The organism is Amycolatopsis sp. NBC_01307, from assembly GCF_035975215.1.
In the GTDB taxonomy this organism is placed as follows: Bacteria; Actinomycetota; Actinomycetes; order Mycobacteriales; family Pseudonocardiaceae; genus Amycolatopsis.
The window spans coordinates 7,479,814-7,495,535 of record NZ_CP108403.1 but is presented as its reverse complement, the minus strand read 5'-3'; the positions used below and the strand labels follow the sequence as shown (position 1 = coordinate 7,495,535).

At 68.2% G+C, this 15,722-nt stretch carries 24 protein-coding genes; 3 read left to right on the top strand and 21 right to left on the bottom strand.

What is annotated here, in order from left to right; all coding sequences use genetic code 11:
- Positions 1 to 16: 16 nt before the first annotated feature.
- From OG439_RS32605 to OG439_RS32515, 19 genes are all read right to left on the bottom strand, one after another.
- Positions 17 to 949 (bottom strand): bifunctional DNA primase/polymerase, encoded by a 933-nt coding sequence (locus OG439_RS32605; protein ID WP_326944537.1) that lies wholly within the window; start codon positions 947 to 949, stop codon positions 17 to 19.
- Positions 946 to 1,239, bottom strand: a complete 294-nt coding sequence (locus OG439_RS32600; protein ID WP_326944536.1) for a hypothetical protein — start codon at positions 1,237 to 1,239, stop codon at positions 946 to 948. The genes OG439_RS32605 and OG439_RS32600 overlap by 4 nt, the downstream gene beginning before the upstream one ends.
- Positions 1,240 to 1,260: 21 nt before the next feature.
- Positions 1,261 to 1,713, bottom strand: a complete 453-nt coding sequence (gene ssb, locus OG439_RS32595) for a single-stranded DNA-binding protein (RefSeq protein WP_326944535.1) — start codon at positions 1,711 to 1,713, stop codon at positions 1,261 to 1,263.
- Positions 1,714 to 2,001: 288 nt separating this feature from the next.
- Positions 2,002 to 2,157, bottom strand: a complete 156-nt coding sequence (locus tag OG439_RS32590; protein ID WP_326944534.1) for a hypothetical protein — start codon at positions 2,155 to 2,157, stop codon at positions 2,002 to 2,004.
- A gap of 321 nt (positions 2,158 to 2,478) precedes the next feature.
- Positions 2,479 to 4,881, bottom strand: a complete 2,403-nt coding sequence (locus OG439_RS32585) for an FtsK/SpoIIIE domain-containing protein (RefSeq protein WP_326944533.1) — start codon at positions 4,879 to 4,881, stop codon at positions 2,479 to 2,481.
- 118 nt (positions 4,882 to 4,999) lie between these two features.
- Entirely contained in the window at positions 5,000 to 6,196 is a 1,197-nt protein-coding gene (locus tag OG439_RS32580) for a hypothetical protein (protein ID WP_326944532.1), read from the bottom strand.
- 188 nt (positions 6,197 to 6,384) lie between these two features.
- Positions 6,385 to 6,630, bottom strand: a complete 246-nt coding sequence (locus OG439_RS32575) for a hypothetical protein (RefSeq protein ID WP_326944531.1) — start codon at positions 6,628 to 6,630, stop codon at positions 6,385 to 6,387.
- A 24-nt stretch (positions 6,631 to 6,654) separates the two neighbouring features.
- Entirely contained in the window at positions 6,655 to 6,843 is a 189-nt protein-coding gene (locus tag OG439_RS32570) for a hypothetical protein (protein WP_326944530.1), read from the bottom strand.
- Between the two features lie 108 nt (positions 6,844 to 6,951).
- Positions 6,952 to 7,137 carry a hypothetical protein gene (locus OG439_RS32565; RefSeq protein WP_326944529.1) on the bottom strand — a complete coding sequence of 62 codons (186 nt, stop codon included), beginning with the start codon at positions 7,135 to 7,137 and terminating at the stop codon, positions 6,952 to 6,954.
- Positions 7,138 to 7,196: 59 nt separating this feature from the next.
- Positions 7,197 to 7,385 (bottom strand): hypothetical protein, encoded by a 189-nt coding sequence (locus tag OG439_RS32560; protein ID WP_326944528.1) that lies wholly within the window; start codon positions 7,383 to 7,385, stop codon positions 7,197 to 7,199.
- Positions 7,386 to 7,543: 158 nt separating this feature from the next.
- Positions 7,544 to 8,068: a transglycosylase SLT domain-containing protein gene (locus OG439_RS32555; RefSeq protein WP_326944527.1), complete on the bottom strand. Its 525-nt coding sequence runs from the start codon at positions 8,066 to 8,068 to the stop codon at positions 7,544 to 7,546.
- Positions 8,069 to 8,120: 52 nt separating this feature from the next.
- Positions 8,121 to 8,474: a hypothetical protein gene (locus tag OG439_RS32550; RefSeq protein ID WP_326944526.1), complete on the bottom strand. Its 354-nt coding sequence runs from the start codon at positions 8,472 to 8,474 to the stop codon at positions 8,121 to 8,123.
- A 14-nt stretch (positions 8,475 to 8,488) separates the two neighbouring features.
- Positions 8,489 to 8,695: a hypothetical protein gene (locus OG439_RS32545; protein ID WP_326944525.1), complete on the bottom strand. Its 207-nt coding sequence runs from the start codon at positions 8,693 to 8,695 to the stop codon at positions 8,489 to 8,491.
- 46 nt (positions 8,696 to 8,741) lie between these two features.
- The gene (locus OG439_RS32540; protein ID WP_326944524.1) at positions 8,742 to 9,125 is read right to left on the bottom strand and encodes an SsgA family sporulation/cell division regulator; all 384 of its coding nucleotides are present in this window, start codon (positions 9,123 to 9,125) and stop codon (positions 8,742 to 8,744) included.
- On the bottom strand, positions 9,125 to 9,535 hold the full coding sequence (locus OG439_RS32535) for a hypothetical protein (RefSeq protein WP_326944523.1): 411 nt from the start codon (positions 9,533 to 9,535) through the stop codon (positions 9,125 to 9,127). The genes OG439_RS32540 and OG439_RS32535 overlap by 1 nt, the downstream gene beginning before the upstream one ends.
- Before the next feature lie 34 nt (positions 9,536 to 9,569).
- Positions 9,570 to 10,067 (bottom strand): hypothetical protein, encoded by a 498-nt coding sequence (locus OG439_RS32530; protein WP_326944522.1) that lies wholly within the window; start codon positions 10,065 to 10,067, stop codon positions 9,570 to 9,572.
- A 42-nt stretch (positions 10,068 to 10,109) separates the two neighbouring features.
- Positions 10,110 to 10,802: a hypothetical protein gene (locus OG439_RS32525; RefSeq protein WP_326944521.1), complete on the bottom strand. Its 693-nt coding sequence runs from the start codon at positions 10,800 to 10,802 to the stop codon at positions 10,110 to 10,112.
- A 106-nt stretch (positions 10,803 to 10,908) separates the two neighbouring features.
- A complete protein-coding gene (locus OG439_RS32520) occupies positions 10,909 to 11,142 on the bottom strand; it encodes a hypothetical protein (protein ID WP_326944520.1) in 234 nt (77 codons plus the stop codon).
- Position 11,143: 1 nt separating this feature from the next.
- Positions 11,144 to 11,455, bottom strand: a complete 312-nt coding sequence (locus tag OG439_RS32515; protein WP_326944519.1) for a hypothetical protein — start codon at positions 11,453 to 11,455, stop codon at positions 11,144 to 11,146.
- Positions 11,456 to 11,580: 125 nt separating this feature from the next.
- On the opposite strand from OG439_RS32515, the gene OG439_RS32510 reads away from it, so the two are divergent.
- The 3 genes from OG439_RS32510 (at position 11,581) to OG439_RS32500 (ending at position 13,280) form a co-directional block, all read left to right on the top strand.
- Positions 11,581 to 11,907 carry a winged helix-turn-helix domain-containing protein gene (locus tag OG439_RS32510; RefSeq protein ID WP_326944518.1) on the top strand — a complete coding sequence of 109 codons (327 nt, stop codon included), beginning with the start codon at positions 11,581 to 11,583 and terminating at the stop codon, positions 11,905 to 11,907.
- A 150-nt stretch (positions 11,908 to 12,057) separates the two neighbouring features.
- Positions 12,058 to 12,807, top strand: a complete 750-nt coding sequence (locus tag OG439_RS32505; protein WP_326944517.1) for a helix-turn-helix domain-containing protein — start codon at positions 12,058 to 12,060, stop codon at positions 12,805 to 12,807.
- Positions 12,804 to 13,280: an NUDIX hydrolase gene (locus OG439_RS32500; protein WP_326944516.1), complete on the top strand. Its 477-nt coding sequence runs from the start codon at positions 12,804 to 12,806 to the stop codon at positions 13,278 to 13,280. The genes OG439_RS32505 and OG439_RS32500 overlap by 4 nt, the downstream gene beginning before the upstream one ends.
- On the opposite strand, the gene OG439_RS32495 is transcribed toward OG439_RS32500, so the two are convergent.
- Both OG439_RS32495 and OG439_RS32490 read right to left on the bottom strand, forming a co-directional pair.
- The gene (locus tag OG439_RS32495) at positions 13,268 to 13,822 is read right to left on the bottom strand and encodes an HD domain-containing protein (RefSeq protein ID WP_326944515.1); all 555 of its coding nucleotides are present in this window, start codon (positions 13,820 to 13,822) and stop codon (positions 13,268 to 13,270) included. The two genes, OG439_RS32500 and OG439_RS32495, sit on opposite strands and share 13 nt — an antisense overlap.
- A gap of 118 nt (positions 13,823 to 13,940) precedes the next feature.
- Positions 13,941 to 15,680: a hypothetical protein gene (locus OG439_RS32490; protein WP_326944514.1), complete on the bottom strand. Its 1,740-nt coding sequence runs from the start codon at positions 15,678 to 15,680 to the stop codon at positions 13,941 to 13,943.
- Positions 15,681 to 15,722: the final 42 nt, after the last annotated feature.

The window sequence follows — 15,722 nt, the reverse complement described above, 5'->3', positions numbered from 1 at the left end:
TCCTCCCACGGGGGTGTCAGGCGACGCGGCGGGAGCCAGCGCGCGGGGTGACGCGGCGGCGGTTGCGGGACCCGGCCGCCAGGGCGGTGGTGATGACGCCGGTGTCCTTGCCCCACGAGCCCGGGGTGTTCCAGGCCGCGACCGCGTTCTCGAGTTCGGCTCGCGCGGTGGCTTCGTCGAGCAGGTCGGCCCCGACCAGCTGCCCGAGGGCGTAGGCCGCGGTCGACAGCGCCTTGTTCCGCCGCCCCGACGGCGCGGCACGGACGCGGTCGCACTCGGCCCGCAACGCGGTGGCGGTGTAGGCATCCGGTGCGGCTACGGGCTTCTCCGTTCGGCCTGTACTGGCCGTGGGCGGGAGTCTCACCGAGGCTTGGACCAACCACCCCGGCAACTCCGGGCCCTCGGTGTCGTCAAACAGCTCGTAGGCGCCGTCATCGCGGACGCTGCCCGGCGCCAGCGCGTAGCCGCCCCAGCCGCGGGTGTCCACGTGCGCCGCGATGTGCTTGACGGTGGAGCTCAGCCGCACCCCGGGCGGCACCGGGTACCAGAGCTGCCGACCGCCGCTGGGTGTCGAGGTGGTCCAGGTGTCGGGCAGCGGCCCACCGCGGTGCGCGGCGAGGGCTTGGAGTTCTTCCCAGCCGTCGGGGCCGGCGGGTTCGGTGGGCTTGCGGACGTCGCAGTCGATGACGTGCCGGCCGGACTTCCCCGCGAACACCGCGACGTTGTACGGGACCTTCGCCCACACCCGGGCGATGGTCTCCGGGTCGGTGGTCGCCAGGTGTTCGGGCGTCACGTGCCCGCCGGCGCACGGGCCGGTGCCGGGGCAGGTGTCGGCGCGGTGCCAGGCCGGCGGGAACTTGCGGCCGGGCATGATCGGGAACACCGCCCACCCTCTGCCAGCCATGCTCAACGCGACCGCCTCCAGAGCCCGCCGTCGTGCCTCACTCACGCGATCTCCTTTCGCCACAGGGGGTTGCGGTCCCACGCGGGGACGTCGTGCAGGTGCGTGCCGAACCGCCGCGCCAAGGCCTGCGCCACCGCGTCCACTCCGGCCGCCGGTCGACCGGACGCGGTGAGGGCGGCGGCCAGGGGCAGGCAGGTGGCCGAGGCGTAGAACTCGCAGGCGTTCCAGGCCTCGGCCACCGCCCGGCCCGCGCGGCGCGCCGCGTCCGGGTCGAGTCCGGCTGTGTCGGTGAGCCACGCGGTGATCGCGGTTGCGTGGTAGGTCGTGCCGGCCACCGGTCACGCCGCCCGGGCGCGTCAGAACGGCGGTTGGTCCGGCAGCGACGACGCCGGGGTCGCCGACGCCCACGCGTCCCCGCCACCGCCGCCGTTGCCGCCGTTGCCGCGGTCGGGGCGCGCGGACTTCGCCGGGTGCCACAGCATCGACAGCGCGGCCTCACGGACCTGGACGTCGAAGCCGTAGCGCTTGTCGCCGGTGTTCTTGTCGTCCCATTCGGACTGACGCAGTTCACCGGTGATCAGCAGCCGGTCGCCCTGGCGGCAGTCGGCGACGTTCTCGGCCTGGCGGCGCCACACCGTGCAGCGCAGGAACGTCGCGCCGGCGTCTTTCCACTCACCGGACTCGCGGTCCAGCCGGCGGTCGTTGGCGACCAGGGTGAACGAGCACACCCCGGCCCCGGACGGGGTGAACCGCATCTCCGGATCCCCGGTGAGGGTTCCGGCCATCGTGATCTCGGGAAGTCCAGCCATGACGATCAACTCCAGTAGTCGGTGGGCACGAACGCGCCCTAGCCGGGTTCGGCTGGGACGCAGGTGGATCCGCACCCGGCGGGTGCGCGGTGTTCTGTTGTGGACGGTGCGGGCAGGTAGTGCTGGCAGACGGGCAGGCCGCGGGTCAGCGTCGGCGCCGGCGAGGCGTGTTGGGCGCGAGACCGGGCCCGGGAGCCTGGTCCCGGGTGATCGCCTCGTGCAGGCCACCCGGACGAGCCAGCTCGGGGTTGTCGCGGTTGCGGCCCCGCGGCGGTGTCGGCGCGCTCATCAGCGACGGGGCCGGTTCTGGGTGCAGCGGTGGCAGACGCGCTGCCGCATCCGGTTGCGGGCCCCGCACGAGCGGCACTCCCATCGCGTCCGGGACGGCGAGCCGAGGCCGGGCAGGTCATGGGCGAGCAGGCGCAGCGAAGCGGGAGAAGTCATGGTGAGGGCATCCCTTCACATTCGGTGATCGGCGCGACGTGCCCGGCAGAGCTGGCCTCACTCCACTCGACGACTACATTCGGTAGTCGTCGAGTGGGGGGCGGGGCGACGTGCGCGGGGCCCGGCGGCGGATGAGTCGCGGATGAGCCCGCGGATGAGTTTTGCGAAAGCGAATGAGCTAGCTCATTTTGCGGATGAGTTGCCTGGTCGGCGGCTTGATCAGCGAGAATGAGTCGAAATGAGCGAGATGAGCCGGATGCGTCGCCAGGTCCGAGCTGCCCGCACCCCCGGTTTCGAAGGGTGCGGGCAGCTCGGACGGGCTCATTCCGCGCCGACGGTGTCCCGGGCGGAGAGCGCGTCCGCGACCCGTGCCGGGTCGACCGGATACTGACGGTCCGTAGTCGGGACCTTGTAGCCGTGCAAACCGAGCAGGTCTGTGACCTGCTTGATCTGCCACCCGCTGTAGTGGTTCCAGCGGGCGGCCAGAGCGGCGGCGACGGCCGCCGCCCGCGGGTGCGTCTCGCCTTCGCGCGGCGTCATCTCGGCCAGCACGGCGAGCACGTCGGTCAGCGGATCGCGAGCCACCACGATGTCCACCGTGCCGGCGCCGCCGCCGCGGGCCTCCAGGGCACGGGCGACGATGGCGTCTTTGGCTGCCTCGGACAGGAAGTAGCTGCGCAGCGCGCCCGGCTCGTCCATGAACCCGACGGTGACCAGCGTCCCGCAGTCGTTCAGCGCGGTTTTCGTCTTGGGCTTGAGGTCCAGCGCCGAAATCCCTTCCTCGTGCGCCTTCTCCCCCAGCACCGCGTTGTTGCGGGCCTTGTTGCCGTTGACCGCCCCGCACGCCCGGTTGGTCGACATCGCCACCAGGTCCCGCGGCAGCGACTGGTCCGACGGGCTGGGGGTGAGAAACGCCAGGTGAACGGCGTATTTGCGGCTCGCCATGAACAGGTTGATCACCAGGTTCACGATCCGTTTGCGGTCCTCGGCCTTGTCCTGGCGGAACAGCCGCTGGCACTCCTCCAGCACCACGATCCGCGGCCGCAACCCCGGCTCCCGAGCCACGATCTCCCGCCCGGCCTCCAGCACGCTGGACACGTTGTGCTTCTGCAGCAGCCGGCCCCGCTCGGTCAGGTCGTCGTAAAGGCCCTGCAGGTGGTCCAGAGCCGCGTTGACGTTGTCCTCCCCCGCGCCCGGCGAATACTCGTTCAGGCAGGGTTTCAGGGCCTCGTAGTCGTTGTTCTCCGCGAAGACGAACACGTCCACGTCCACCAGCGGGTCCAGGATCGCCCCGGTCGCCAGGGTGATCATCAGGGTCGACTTGCCCGAACCGGGAGCCCCGGCCATCACGAAGTTGCGTTCGGGCATGTCCGCCACGATCGGCTCGCCACGCAGGTTCACCCCGACCGGGAACCCCGACCAGTAGTCGGTCGCACCCTCACTGAGCAGCGGATACGGGTCAACCGGGTCCCGCAGTGCCCCCGGGTTGAGCCGGAACAGGTCCAGCACCGTGGGGTCCTCGGTGTCGGCGCGGACGAACAGCTCCATCGGCCGGCAACCCAGGTTGTGGGACAGCATCTCCTTGGCCTTGTCGATCGCCTTCACTGGCGCGCCCTGGGGCAGCCGGATCTTCGTTGACCAGCCCTTGCCGTCGATCATCGGGGGCTGCACCCACGCGTTGTCGGTGTCGCGGTGCGGCCAGCCTTCCTTGATCACCGCATTCAGCTTGCCGTTGTTGATGTTGGCCAGCGCGGCCACCACAGCGGACTCCGACAGCTCGACCCGCAGGTTGCGGGTGGCCTCTTTCCGCAGGTGAACGGGCAGAACCTGGTCCCCGAGCCGGTTGCCGTCGCGCCACCAGCGCGAGAGCTTCAGCAGCGCGGCGCCGGTGGGGAACGTCCACCACCAGGTCACCACGAACACCCCGGCCGCCCACGCGAACGCCAGCGCGCCGCGCCACACCGCGAGCACGTCGGTGGCGTCGAACTCGCCCAGCCAGCGACCGAGCCCGTTGACCAGCCCGACGATGACCGAGACGACGAACAGCACGCCCAGCGCGGCGCCGGTGCGCCAGCCGATGCCCCAGACCAGATCCGCCCACTTGCGCATCGTGTCGACGGTGACGTGCCGGCCCTCGTTGTACTGGCGTGTCAGGGCTTCCACCGCACTGTGGTCGCCGGACGCGCGTGCTTCGGCCCGGGCGGCCTTGAGGTCGGTGTTCTCCCGGTCCGCGCGCTTGCGCTGCCGGGCGGACTCGATGCCCTTGCCGATGATCGAGGCGTGGCGGCGGGCGAAGTGCCACCCGCGGCCGGTCACCCGCAGCCCGGTCCGGGTGCCGGTTCCGATGCGGTGCCCGGCGGTGTGGGAGAACTCCACGGTGGCCTCGGCCAGCCGGGCCCGGGTCTCATCCGACGGGCCGGCCAGCACCCGGCCGGTACTGCGCACGACCCGGGTGCCCCAGGTGTGGCGGACCGTCCCGACGGCCATGTCCGTACCGGGTTCGAGCACCTCTCCGTCGATCGTGTGCGGGTCGGATGCGGGGTCCGGGCGGCGGAACGGGACAACGGTCCCGCGGTCCGGTCCGGACCCGTCGGGACCGCCGTCGGAACCCGTCCGCGGACCGGTCTGGTGGTCGCGGTCGGTGGTGCGGTCCGGGCTGGTCCCGTCCGGACCGTGAGCGGTGTTGTCCCCGGTCCCGGGGGGTGTCGCGTTGTCCTGCGTCATGGTCGGGTGATCCCTTCTCGTACCGGATCGGCGGGGTAGTTCTGCATCCGATCCGGACCGGCTCCGGCCCGCACAGCACCGAGGGGGTGCTTGCGGGCCGGGCCGGACTGGACCGGGGTCAGTCCTGGGGGTTGCGGAGTTCGGCGTGCAGGCGCTTGGCGGCGGGCTTGCCGCAGTGCAGCGTCTTGGCGATGGCGTAGATGGACGCCTTGGCCGGGTCGATGTCCCCGGCCGCGACCGCCTCGGCCAGCCGGGTCCGCAGCTGTGCGAAGTGGGCGGCGTCGCGGACCGCCCGCCCGCCGCCGCTCTTGCCCGGGCGGTCGGGTGCGGTCCGGCGCGGCGCCGGCCGGTCCGGGCCCGGACCGTCGGTGGTGTCGTCGCGGGGCGCTTCGGCTGTGGCGACCCCGCCGTCCGACCCGAGCACCGAACCGCCGTCGCCGCGCGGTGCGGGGCGGTCCGGATTCAGGAGCGCGGCGAGGGCGACGTCCATCGCGTCGGGCGGGCCGGGCACGTCCGGGTCCGCCTCCACGGCGACCAGCCGGCTGCGCCGGATCTCGTACGTGCCGGGGGCGTAGGTGAGGCGGGCATTGCCCGCGGCGTCGACCTGCGCCGTGGCGGACTTGAGCGCGGCGCGGGCCGCCGCGTTCGTCTTGGCCGCGGCCGCCGCCGCGAGCTTGTCGGCCGCGCGCTGGGCTGCCGGGCGCGGCGGGGTGGCGATGGCCAGCTGGTGGGCGATGACGCCGGCCACCGACACCACGCCCATGATCAGGCCGGCGTCGAAGCCGCGGGCCAGGCCGTGCACGGCGTTGGTGACGAACGCGAGCGTCCCGAACACCCACACCCCGGCCTGGTATCCCCACACCGGGCGGGTTTTGTCCTTGGAGCGGGCCGCCAGCACCGCGACGGCGAAGGCCCACATGCCTAGTTCGGTGATCAGGGGCAGCAACTTGCCCAGCGGCGAGTCGTACACGGTCGCGCCGTAGCCGGCCATCGCAGACGCGGCCATGACGAACGACACCACGGCGATGGCGTAGATCAGGCCGTCGACCACATGCGACTTCGCGAAGTCCTTCACCGCCGCCCGCCGCTTCGCGCGGACCCCCTTGCGTCGGACCCGCTCAGCGTCGGCAGCGTCCTTGGCCTTGGCGGCCAGGTCGGCCGCCAGCTCGCGGTCGGCGCGGGCTTCCTGCCCGGCGGCGTGCATCAGGGCGATGTCATTGCCGGTCTCGGTCTGCTGCTGCAACCGAGCAGCTTCGGCCTTGGCGGCGCGGTTGGCGCGCATCTCGTCCTGCCAGCTCATGTCGACCTCTTTCATGCGAGGGACACCGGGCCTGCGGGGCGGGTGTCCACAGTGGTCAGCGACTCGTTCTGTGTGAGAAGGAAGGGCGGGGGTCTCCGGCGGCGGGAGGTACGCGCCGACGTCGGAGACCCCCGCAGAAGGGCGGAACCGTGCTCCCGGGGTTCAGCTGCCCGGGGGCACCGCGGTGACCGTGAGCGTGGACGTCACGGCCGGGCACGGCTCACCGCGGTGCCCCCGGGCAGCGCGGACGTTCCGGCGCCGCCGCCGGCCGGGGCCAAAGTGGTCGTGCCGGGGACCGCGGGGGTGCTGCTGCTCTCCGGCGGGGGCGGGCACGGCACCGAGGTGGTCGGCGGGGCCGGGCGGCTCACGGCCGGCGGGGTGACGCGGTAGCCGAGCGCGAACAGCGCCCACAGGGCGATGAACACGATCAAGCCGATGATGATCCGCAAAGGCCATCAGTCCTTTCGGGAGGGTCAGGTGATCGGGGTGTAGAGGAACCGGAACAGAGCCTGTTGCAGCTCGACGTGGTCGTCTCCGCCGCCGGACAGCGGCGGGTAGCCGTGGCGGGCGAGCGAGTCGGCGACGTCGAGCACCAGGCCGATGGTGAACCGCGGGTCGTTCTCCGGTTGCGGGAGCGGATAGGCGCGGGGCGGGCGGTCCACGGGCAGCCCTCCGAGGTGTCGTGAGTGGACGGTGGACAGGGGTGGTGCCGGGTTCCGGGCGGGCATCGGGTGCGCCGCCCGGAACCCGGGGCCGTGGTGTGTTCAGGGTCAGCGGGCGGTGGCCTTGTCCTTGCCCGTGGCGAGCACGGCGAAGACACCGCTGACCGCGGCGATGGTGAACAGGACCCACGCCAGGCCCATGCCGTAGTGGGCCGGGTCCTTGAACTGCAGGCTGTTGGCGCCGTAGGTCAGCCAGGCCGAGACGGCGAACACGATGTAGGCGGTGATCCGCATGGACTTTCTCCCGAGGGTCGTCAAGCGCGATGAAGGAACACGAGGTGAGGCGGGGTGGGTCAGCGGCTGGACTTGGCCTTGGACTTGCCGCCGGAGAACAGGACCAGCAGCGACACCACCGCGATCGCCCCCAGCGCCAGCGGCAGGGTGAGGCCGTAGTGGGACGGGTCCTTCTGGTGCAGGGTGGTGGCGCCGTAGGCCAGCCACGCGGTGATGGCGGCGACCAGGAACGCGATGAGCTTGATCATGATTTCTCCACGGATCTCGTTGGGGTGCAACAGGAACGGAGCAGGGGTTTGCGGGCAGCACGAAGCCACCCGCGGACCCCGTCGAGCGGTGGTGCGGGTGCAGCGGTGGTGCGGTGAGCGCGGCCGGATTCCTCGGGCCACGGGAACGGTGGGACGGGTCAGGCGCGGCGGTAGGCGGCGGCCTGAGCCTGGACCTTGTCGACGTACCAGCCGGCGTGGTTGTAGGCGAAGACAGCGCGGCGGGTGTCCCCGGCGGCCAGGCCGGAGTCACACAGGTAGTGCGCCGCCGCCGGTATGGCGTCGGCCGGGTCGTAGATGTCCGAGCCGATGCCCGGGTGCCGGGCTCGGACTCCGGCGAAGGTGGCGGGCAGGAACTGCATCGGCCCGGCCGCCCCGGCGAAGTTCGCTCCCGACCGCACTCCCTCAGCCTTGAGGCGGCCGTGGTCGGTCTCGACCTTCCCGACCCCGGCCAGCAGTGCCCAGTCCAGGGCCGGGCAGGTCCCGGCCGCTGCCTTGTACTGGGCCAGGTACGGGCCGGGGATGTCCGCGATCCCGGGCCCGGCGTCGGCGGCCAGCCCGACGCCGTCGCCGAAGTCGAGGCCACCGTCGTGGGTGTAGCCGACGGCGACCGCGGCGGCCACGAACAGAGCAGCTCCGCCGCCGACCTTGCCCAACAGCGTCATGGGTGTTCACCTCCTCCCCTGTCTCTTCGCTGTGCCGCGGCACGGCGGGCGGTCACGAGGCGACCTCGTCCCGCTCGCGCTGCCCGGTCACCGCGGCGTCGGCTGGGCTGGTGCGCTGGTGGCGACGTCGCCACCGGCGGCCGATCCACGCGGCCACGGCGGAGATGAGCCGGGCGGAGCGGCGGGTGGCCGGCCACTCCCAGCCGATCCGCACCAGCAGCCCGGCGGCGATCGGCCAGACCAGCCAGCCGATCCCGGCCCACAGGACCAGTCCGGCCAGCGCGGCGGAGATCACCGTTTCCGGCAGCCACCACCCGACGCGGGCGATCGCCCGGTCCACCACCGGCCCGCCGCCGGTCTCGACGACATCACCGCGGGTGCGGCGCCGCATTGACTTGCCTGCCATCGTGTTGTCCTTTCTCAACCGGTCTCCTGGGGCGCCGGAACCGCTCCGGCGAAACTTGCGGTGATCCGGGCGTCCAACCCGGACTGCACGGCCAGCAGCAGCCGCGCGGTCAGCAGCAGCGGCCAACGGAGCAGGCTCAGAGCCAGGAACAGCAGCACCGCCAGCGCGAACGCGGCCAGCCGCCACGATCCGTGCTCCTTCGCGATCTCGAAAACGCTCATTAGTTCCACGTTCCTTTCCGGACAGTGGAGGAAGAGGAGGGTGAGCTCAGGCGGCGGTACCGCCGGAGAGACGGGCCAGCTCAGTGGGCCAGTCGATGTCTTCGTGCCCGGCGGGCACCACGGCGTCGGCGGCGGCGAGGAACGACTCGACAGTGCCGCGCGGCACCGCGATCTCCGCCGCGCCGTCCGGGGAGGACAGCGCGATCACGACGCGGGCGAAGACGCCGCCGGTGTCCGGGCGGACCTGGACGTCACCGTCACCGGTCGGCTCGTTGCAGCCGGAAGCGAGCAAGTCCCGGGCGAACAGCCACACCTGCCCAGCCGCGGTGAGCGTGACCGCCCACGGGTCGGCGATGTCGTAGCCCAGTTCGAGCCCGAGTTTCGTGTTCGAGCCCAGCAGCACCCCGGTTTCGGGGAAGGTCAGCGTCATCACTGTCCTTCCCGGATGGAGAGCGCGAGCTGGTACAGCTCGTCCGGAGTGACCGACTCCCCGCCGTCGGCCGGCCGGGTCACGTAGCCGCGGGCGCCGTCGAACGGAATCGAGCTGTAGACCCGGACCTGGACGCCGCTGGGGCCGCGGCCGGCCAAGGTGATGAACAGGTCGCCATCCCTGGTGCAGAACCACGTGCCGGTGATGCCGGTCAGCGTGTGGGTCCACACCAGCAGAGTCCCCAGCGCCTCGACCGGGTCCCGGCCGCCCGACGGCTGAATGTCGATCTGGCTCATCCGGACGTCGAGGGAGACGAAGCACGGTTCGGGGGCGGGGGTGTCGCGGACGACCTGGCGGGCGACCGCGGTGAGCTTGTCCACCCCGCTCAGCGTGACGAGTGCAGCACTCATGAGCACAGCTCCTTTACAGGGCAACGGGTTCGGGTCAGGTGGTCGCGGCGAGCAGCAGCGCGACCGGGGCCAGGAACAGGCCGGTGGTGAGCAGTCGGATGGCGGTGTTGGTCCGGCCGTACTTGCCGACTGCGATCCGGCCCAGCACCGCGACGTCGTCGGCGATCCGGGCGGCGGAGGTGGTGACGTCGGCGGTGAGCAGGACGTCAGGGCCGTTGCGGGCGGCGTCGAGCCAGGTTCCCGGGACCGGGTCGTTGTGGATCCGGGCCCGCAGAGCGGACAGCAGCACGAGCACCGCCGCGAAGATCGGCACCGCCGTCAGACCCAGTGCCACCGCCGCGGGCACCGACGTCGCCCGGGGGCTCAGGGCGATGACACCGGCCAGTGCGGCGCCGACCAGCGAGAGCAGGATCTGCGCTTTGGTGTCGGCCCGGCGGATCTCGTCCCGGACCTGGTCGTGGGCGTCTTTGAGGTGCTGCGGGGTGGTGCCGGTGGCGGCCGTGGTCGGCGCGGTGTGGTCGGTGGTGGCCATGCTGGTCTCCTGTTCCACAGTGGATGGAGCGAGCGGAGGGGGTCAGGCGGCGTGCAGGGCCTGGGGGCCGGCCAGCAGGCTGGTGACGTAGGTGACGAACGAGCGCTGAGCGCACGGGTGGACGGCGTCGGTCTGCGGGTCCCGCAGGCTGGTGCGCAGCCACAGCGTCAGCCGAGCTACGGACCAGCCGGCACGGCGACGGCGGGCGATCGCGTCCACCAGTGACTCGAGGAATTCCGCCCGCACTCGCGGTGCTCGGCTCGCGGCCTTGGCCGCGATCGGGGTCACCGGCGCGATGTTCGACAGCGGCGGCCGACTCACCTGCCGGCGGCGGGCCGTCACGGACAGAGCAGCTTCGTCGGCCAGCAGCCGGACCTGGGCCGCGACGTCGCGGTAGACCGCGGCCCGGCGTGCCATCACCGCGTCCGCCGTGCGGGCGGTGAGGATGCGGGCGTTGGCAGCGAGCTGTCCGGCAAGCAGCCCGAACCGGCGAGTCACCGCGGCGGTGATCTCGTCCTCGGCGACTGCGATCACCAGAGGGTTGCCTTCGGCCTGGTCGAACTCGACGTCGGCCAGCAGCCGAAGCTGTGCCGCGACGTCGCCGTAGACGGTCGCTCGGACCGCGGTCACGGTCTCCGGCAGCCCGGCGGTGGACAGGACCGTGGCGTTGTGGACCAAGGTGTCGGCCAGGTCGTGGAACCGGCCGGCGATCTCGGTGTTCACGGTGCGAGTCATGGTCTGTCCTCTCTGTGCGGGTGGTGCCGGGTGCAGGCATGGCGGTGCCCTGGGGCGAATGCGGGAATTGCTGGAAATGTGGCGCGGAAATGCGCTTAGAGGTGGGTCAGGCGGCGGAGCTGGTAGTCCTGTCGAACTCGTCGTGGGCGGCGCTGCGGGCCTGGTCGATCACTCGGGCCATCCGCATCGCGACCAGGCCGTGCGAGCTGGTGAACAGCTGTCGGAGGTGGTTGTGCGTGCGGTCCAGCCAGTCGAGCCGCTCGAACGGCGTTGCCGCGGCGGGCGGCATTTTGGTCAGCAGTCCGGACAGCTCGGCCGGGACGAACAGGCGGTCAGTCATGTCAGGCCACCTCGTCCAGCCATGACGCGGCCTGGACCTCGGCCGCCGGGTTCCTGCGGTCGGCGCCGGTGAGCAGGTCCACCGACACGAATCGCAGCGTGACCAGGTGGCCGTCCGCGGTCCAGGCGGTGTCCGGCTGTGCGTTCAGCTCTGCGTCGACCTGCGCCAGCAGATCCCGGCAGGCAGCCAGCTCATCCATCGCGCCGAACGGAGTGGCCTCAGCAGCCAGGCTGCTGGTGTCGGCGAACACGTCGAAGTCCAGATCTCCGGCGGCCATCTCGACCTGGCGGCGGCTGGGGTGTGCATTCCTCATCGGGTTGAACCCTTCCTAGAAGTTGCCCTGCTGACACATATCAATCTATATCGGTATGAGTCGGTTGGCACTACGTCTTTCGGGTGATGTAGGTCAGATTGAGTCGGTCTGGCTAGACTTGCTCTATGGACGGCAGCGCGGCGGCAATGGCTACCTACGAGCGGGTGGCCGAACAGATCCGGACAGACATCCGTCGGGGTGTCCTGAAGCCGGGGGAGAAGCTCCCTGGCAACCGAGTTCTGGCAGACAAGTACGACGTTGCGCTAGGCACAGCGCAGAAGGCTTTGCGGCTGCTACAGGACGAGAAGTGGCTTACGGCGACGCCGTCCGTTGGCGTCTTCGTCAACGACGTGCCGGGGGAGGCGGCCGACCCGATGAGTGCGATGGCCGGCGAGTTGGCTGAGCTGCGCAAGAGGGTCGACGCCTTGGAGAAGTTGGTGGGGGAGCGTTGAGGGCTGCGGTTTCGGTGCGCTGTCATGCCATAAGAAAACCGCAGGTCAGCGGACGGCGTTACCGCGTTTCCGAAGATCTTTGGGGACGTCCCGCTGTCGCGAAATGTCCCACGAAACGTCCTAAAAACGTCCCGGCGGGGGGAGGGCTGCGTGGCTAACGACCGACTGCGTACAGCGATCCTGGCTGCGAACCTAAGAGTCGAAGATCTCGCCGCGAAGGTCGACGCGGACCCGAAGACGGTGGATCGGTGGATCCGGAACGAGGTCGTGCCGCACCGCAAGACTCGACACAAGATCGTCGACGTACTTGGTGGGCGTGAGCAGGACATTTGGCCCTCGCTTGCAACCGACGCCCGGCCGGCACCGACCGAGTCGGAGCTAGTGCACCTGTATCCATCCCGGTCGGCCATCACGGGGCGCGGCTGGGAGGCGTTGCTGGCGGGCGTGCAGGAGCGCATGGACGTGCTGGTCTTCTCTGGTGCGTTCCTGGTCGAGCAGTACGACTTGGTCCCGCTGATCCGCGAGAAAGCCGCAGAGGGCGTGCAATTCCGCCTCTTGGTCGGCAACGAGACCGCAGAGGCGGTCAAGCAGCGTGCGATCGAAGAGGGGACTCCGGGCGGTCTAGAGGGGCGAATACAGCTAATGCGTCGCTATCTCGCGGACGTCGTCGAACTTGACGGTGTCGAGGTCCGAACGCACGGTGAGATTCTGTACAACTCGCTTTACCGGTTCGACGACGACCTGCTGGTCAACGGTCACACTCTCGGTGCCCTCGCTGGTCAAAGCCCGGTCATGCACTTACGTCGACAGCCAAACGGCCAGATGTGGCAGCACTACATGCGTTCATTTGAACGGAACTGGTCTGCTGGTGTGCCCGAGAAGCCATTTGAGGTCCAATGAGTCGGATTGACTACTTCAATGACCCGAATGCCCCGGCCGCGAACAGCGTGGTCCCGTCTGTGACCGTAGCAATCCGCGATGACGCGGGACGGATTCTCCTGATTCACAAAATCGACAACGACCTATGGGCGCTGCCGGGCGGCGGACACGATGCGGGCGAGCGGATTGCCGATACGGCAGTGCGAGAGGTACGAGAAGAGACGGGGCTACGTGTTGACATTGTCCGCTTGATCGGCACCTACACCGACCCAAACCACGTAATGGCGTATGACGACGGCGAGGTTCGGCAGCAGTTCTCGCTGTGCTTTGAGGGGCACTGGGTTGACGGTGAGCCTCGCGAAGACGGCACTGAAACAAAAGCTGTGCGATGGGTCGCCCCAGAAGAACTGGACGCGCTGAACATTCACCCGTCAATGAGGCTGCGGATTGATCACGCGTTGGACTCGTCGCGAACATCGCCCTATTTGGGCTGACTTTCGGTCAGGCGGTCCGTTGTGCGGCGCACTGCCTCTCTGAGGATGGGGGCGGCCTTGACCCATGTCCGGTGAACCGGGTCAGTGGCAGGATATCGCTTCAGGATCTCCGCAATTCGCTCATCGTAGGTCAAGCGCTCTCCGCCAGGCCCGGTCGTGAGATCCGCGGTAACCAAGGCGTCCAATACTGGATCGTCGGCGAACGGGAATTCGTCCAGTTGCTCGCTCATACCTCGTTCTGCTGCCTCGAAGCGAGCACCGGAGTGGTGCGCCACCAAGTTCACGATGTCCGCCGGCCAACCGAGGTCTCGCAGGTGTCGCGCGCCGTCGAGGGGATGGAACTTCGTCAGGCCGATCTCGCGGGAGTACCCGATGTCGTGAAGCCATGCCGCGGCTACCAGGTGTTCCGCCTGGTCCGGCTGCACAGCACCAGTCAGCTCGCCCGCACGTGCTGCTACGGCTTGCACGTGCGACCAGCGACGCCCGAGTGGGCTAACGAGTTGCTCCGCAAGGCGCGCGGCTTCCTCAACGAGTGTGGCCATGGTCCCCAACTCTATCGTCCGGCACATGGCGCGGCGCACGCCTCGCGTCGTGGGGGCGCTGGCCCGAGCGGTGGTCGACAGGTGTCCAAACGGGGGTTCCAGTCGTCAGGCTGCCGTACTAGGAGGTTGCAGACTGACTGGCTTTGATTTCATGCGTTTCAGGTTTTGACTTTTCACCCGATTCGCGAAGAATACCAGCAACATTCTTCATCGCGTCCACCTTGTCGCGCAATCCCGGATCAAGTGCAAATATAATTGACAGAAGGGCCCAAGCGACCGCCACTACGCGTGACCACTTCAGAAGATCACTTTCAAGACTTAGCCATGGCCCAAGAGCAAGAACCGCAACGACAGGCAGGAAGGTCACAATCAGCCCTCTTGCCCATTTCGTCACGACATCACGCTTTCGCTGAGGCGGCAAACTCACGGCTGGAAACTTGCGCGCCAGGCTGCACCAATTTCCGGCGGCGGCTGCCGCCAACTGGTGACGAAGCGAGCGCTCAAGACGTTCCCAGCTGGAACCGTCCGGAGAAATAATGCTCAATTTAAGGTTTCTCATGTGCCGAGCGGCCCCACCGCATTGCTCCTTGAACCAACCATCAGTCCTCTCGTCGCGAGCTGACATAAATCTAGGCATGTCGACTTCAAGTAGTCGCGCAGTTGTTTCAATCCTCCCTATCCAAAACTTTCGATCGCCCGACTCAAACCTATCTACGCCATCGCTTACCCAAAGGATCAACTCAGACAGATTATGGAGTATTGCACCCCGGACACGACTGCGGACTACTCTCTGAATTAAATAAGTTTCCAATGCAGCAGCTGCCAGCGAGCCAAACATTCCCGCAATTGCAATTATTGCACCTGCGGTAAGTCCTGCCGAAATCGATTCAGCAAGAAAACTCGAGCCTAGCGTTTGGCCCGCCAAAATGCCGCCCGATGCACCTATCGCACAGAATACTCCGACAGCGAGTGCCGCCGATTGATACGTAGGCAGGGCGTTCCACACCTTGCTAGCCAGGTAGAACTCCACGGCAGCCAGTACAAACGCCACAACCGCCGCTTGCAACGATAGCCCTAAGCCGACTGGAAGCAGGAGCCAAAGCGCAAAGCAGACAGACGAGAGCACCACGAGTGCGACATCGGCGAGATTTCGCAGATAGAGCGACCACTCCCTTACTCGAGTTATCCCAATAACTACAGAATCCACCTCCGCGGCCAAACTATGGCGATACTCCACGCGATATAAGTGCAATGATTTCAGAACTTTAATGCTCTTACAGCTTTGTTCAATCGCGCGAACTTGACGCCGTTCAACCTTTAAGAGAATTGGTCGCATCAACCTCCGCAAGAAAATATGAATATGCTCCATTTTTGGAGCGTATTGCCCCTCGCTTCGCGCCGCGAAGTCAGCGTAGCTGCGCAGTCCCATCCAGCGATACAGCCAGTACATCTCCCATCTTATATTACGCTTCTGCTTCTTGGTGGGAGAAAGTTGACCATACACTACCAAGGCCTCACGAAAACTGCGACAGAGACCCAGTGCGCCGATGTATTCCGCTGCACCCTTGATTCCCGTCGCATCCTGCTCGTAGGCCAGGCCGTATAGCTCGGCAGATTCTTCGTACTTTTCTTCAGCAGAACAAATCTCGGCGAGCAACTGAAGCCTCTTCGCCTCATGGTGCCCAAGGCGCTCAGTGTCACCAATCAATGCGCGGGCATCAGCATACTTCTTTAGATCTATTAGCTTACGCGCTTGTCGATATTTACGCTTACGCAATTTTTTTTTCCCGACTTGGACGCCGTCCAGTCGAGGGGTCTCCTTCGTCGACGCCCTCCGCATCTGCAGCGCCAGGGCCACCAATTTCAACAACAGTCATGAGTGAGTCCATAAATTCGAACC

Bases quoted from the DNA above. Each gene is read 5' to 3' on its own strand.
- OG439_RS32500 (WP_326944516.1), top strand. From the start codon at position 12,804: ATGAGTCGGATTGACTACTTCAATGACCCGAATGCCCCGGCCGCGAAC.
- ssb (WP_326944535.1), bottom strand. From the start codon at position 1,713: ATGGCTGGACTTCCCGAGATCACGATGGCCGGAACCCTCACCGGGGAT.
- OG439_RS32525 (WP_326944521.1), bottom strand. From the start codon at position 10,802: ATGACTCGCACCGTGAACACCGAGATCGCCGGCCGGTTCCACGACCTG.
- OG439_RS32515 (WP_326944519.1), bottom strand. From the start codon at position 11,455: ATGAGGAATGCACACCCCAGCCGCCGCCAGGTCGAGATGGCCGCCGGA.
- OG439_RS32520 (WP_326944520.1), bottom strand. From the start codon at position 11,142: ATGACTGACCGCCTGTTCGTCCCGGCCGAGCTGTCCGGACTGCTGACC.
- OG439_RS32550 (WP_326944526.1), bottom strand. From the start codon at position 8,474: ATGGCAGGCAAGTCAATGCGGCGCCGCACCCGCGGTGATGTCGTCGAG.
- OG439_RS32580 (WP_326944532.1), bottom strand. From the start codon at position 6,196: ATGAAAGAGGTCGACATGAGCTGGCAGGACGAGATGCGCGCCAACCGC.
- OG439_RS32565 (WP_326944529.1), bottom strand. From the start codon at position 7,137: ATGCGGATCACCGCCTACATCGTGTTCGCCGTCTCGGCCTGGCTGACC.
- OG439_RS32545 (WP_326944525.1), bottom strand. From the start codon at position 8,695: ATGAGCGTTTTCGAGATCGCGAAGGAGCACGGATCGTGGCGGCTGGCC.
- OG439_RS32590 (WP_326944534.1), bottom strand. From the start codon at position 2,157: ATGACTTCTCCCGCTTCGCTGCGCCTGCTCGCCCATGACCTGCCCGGC.
- OG439_RS32560 (WP_326944528.1), bottom strand. From the start codon at position 7,385: ATGATCAAGCTCATCGCGTTCCTGGTCGCCGCCATCACCGCGTGGCTG.
- OG439_RS32495 (WP_326944515.1), bottom strand. From the start codon at position 13,822: ATGGCCACACTCGTTGAGGAAGCCGCGCGCCTTGCGGAGCAACTCGTT.
- OG439_RS32555 (WP_326944527.1), bottom strand. From the start codon at position 8,068: ATGACGCTGTTGGGCAAGGTCGGCGGCGGAGCTGCTCTGTTCGTGGCC.
- OG439_RS32530 (WP_326944522.1), bottom strand. From the start codon at position 10,067: ATGGCCACCACCGACCACACCGCGCCGACCACGGCCGCCACCGGCACC.
- OG439_RS32510 (WP_326944518.1), top strand. From the start codon at position 11,581: ATGGACGGCAGCGCGGCGGCAATGGCTACCTACGAGCGGGTGGCCGAA.
- OG439_RS32535 (WP_326944523.1), bottom strand. From the start codon at position 9,535: ATGAGTGCTGCACTCGTCACGCTGAGCGGGGTGGACAAGCTCACCGCG.
- OG439_RS32585 (WP_326944533.1), bottom strand. From the start codon at position 4,881: ATGACGCAGGACAACGCGACACCCCCCGGGACCGGGGACAACACCGCT.
- OG439_RS32540 (WP_326944524.1), bottom strand. From the start codon at position 9,125: ATGACGCTGACCTTCCCCGAAACCGGGGTGCTGCTGGGCTCGAACACG.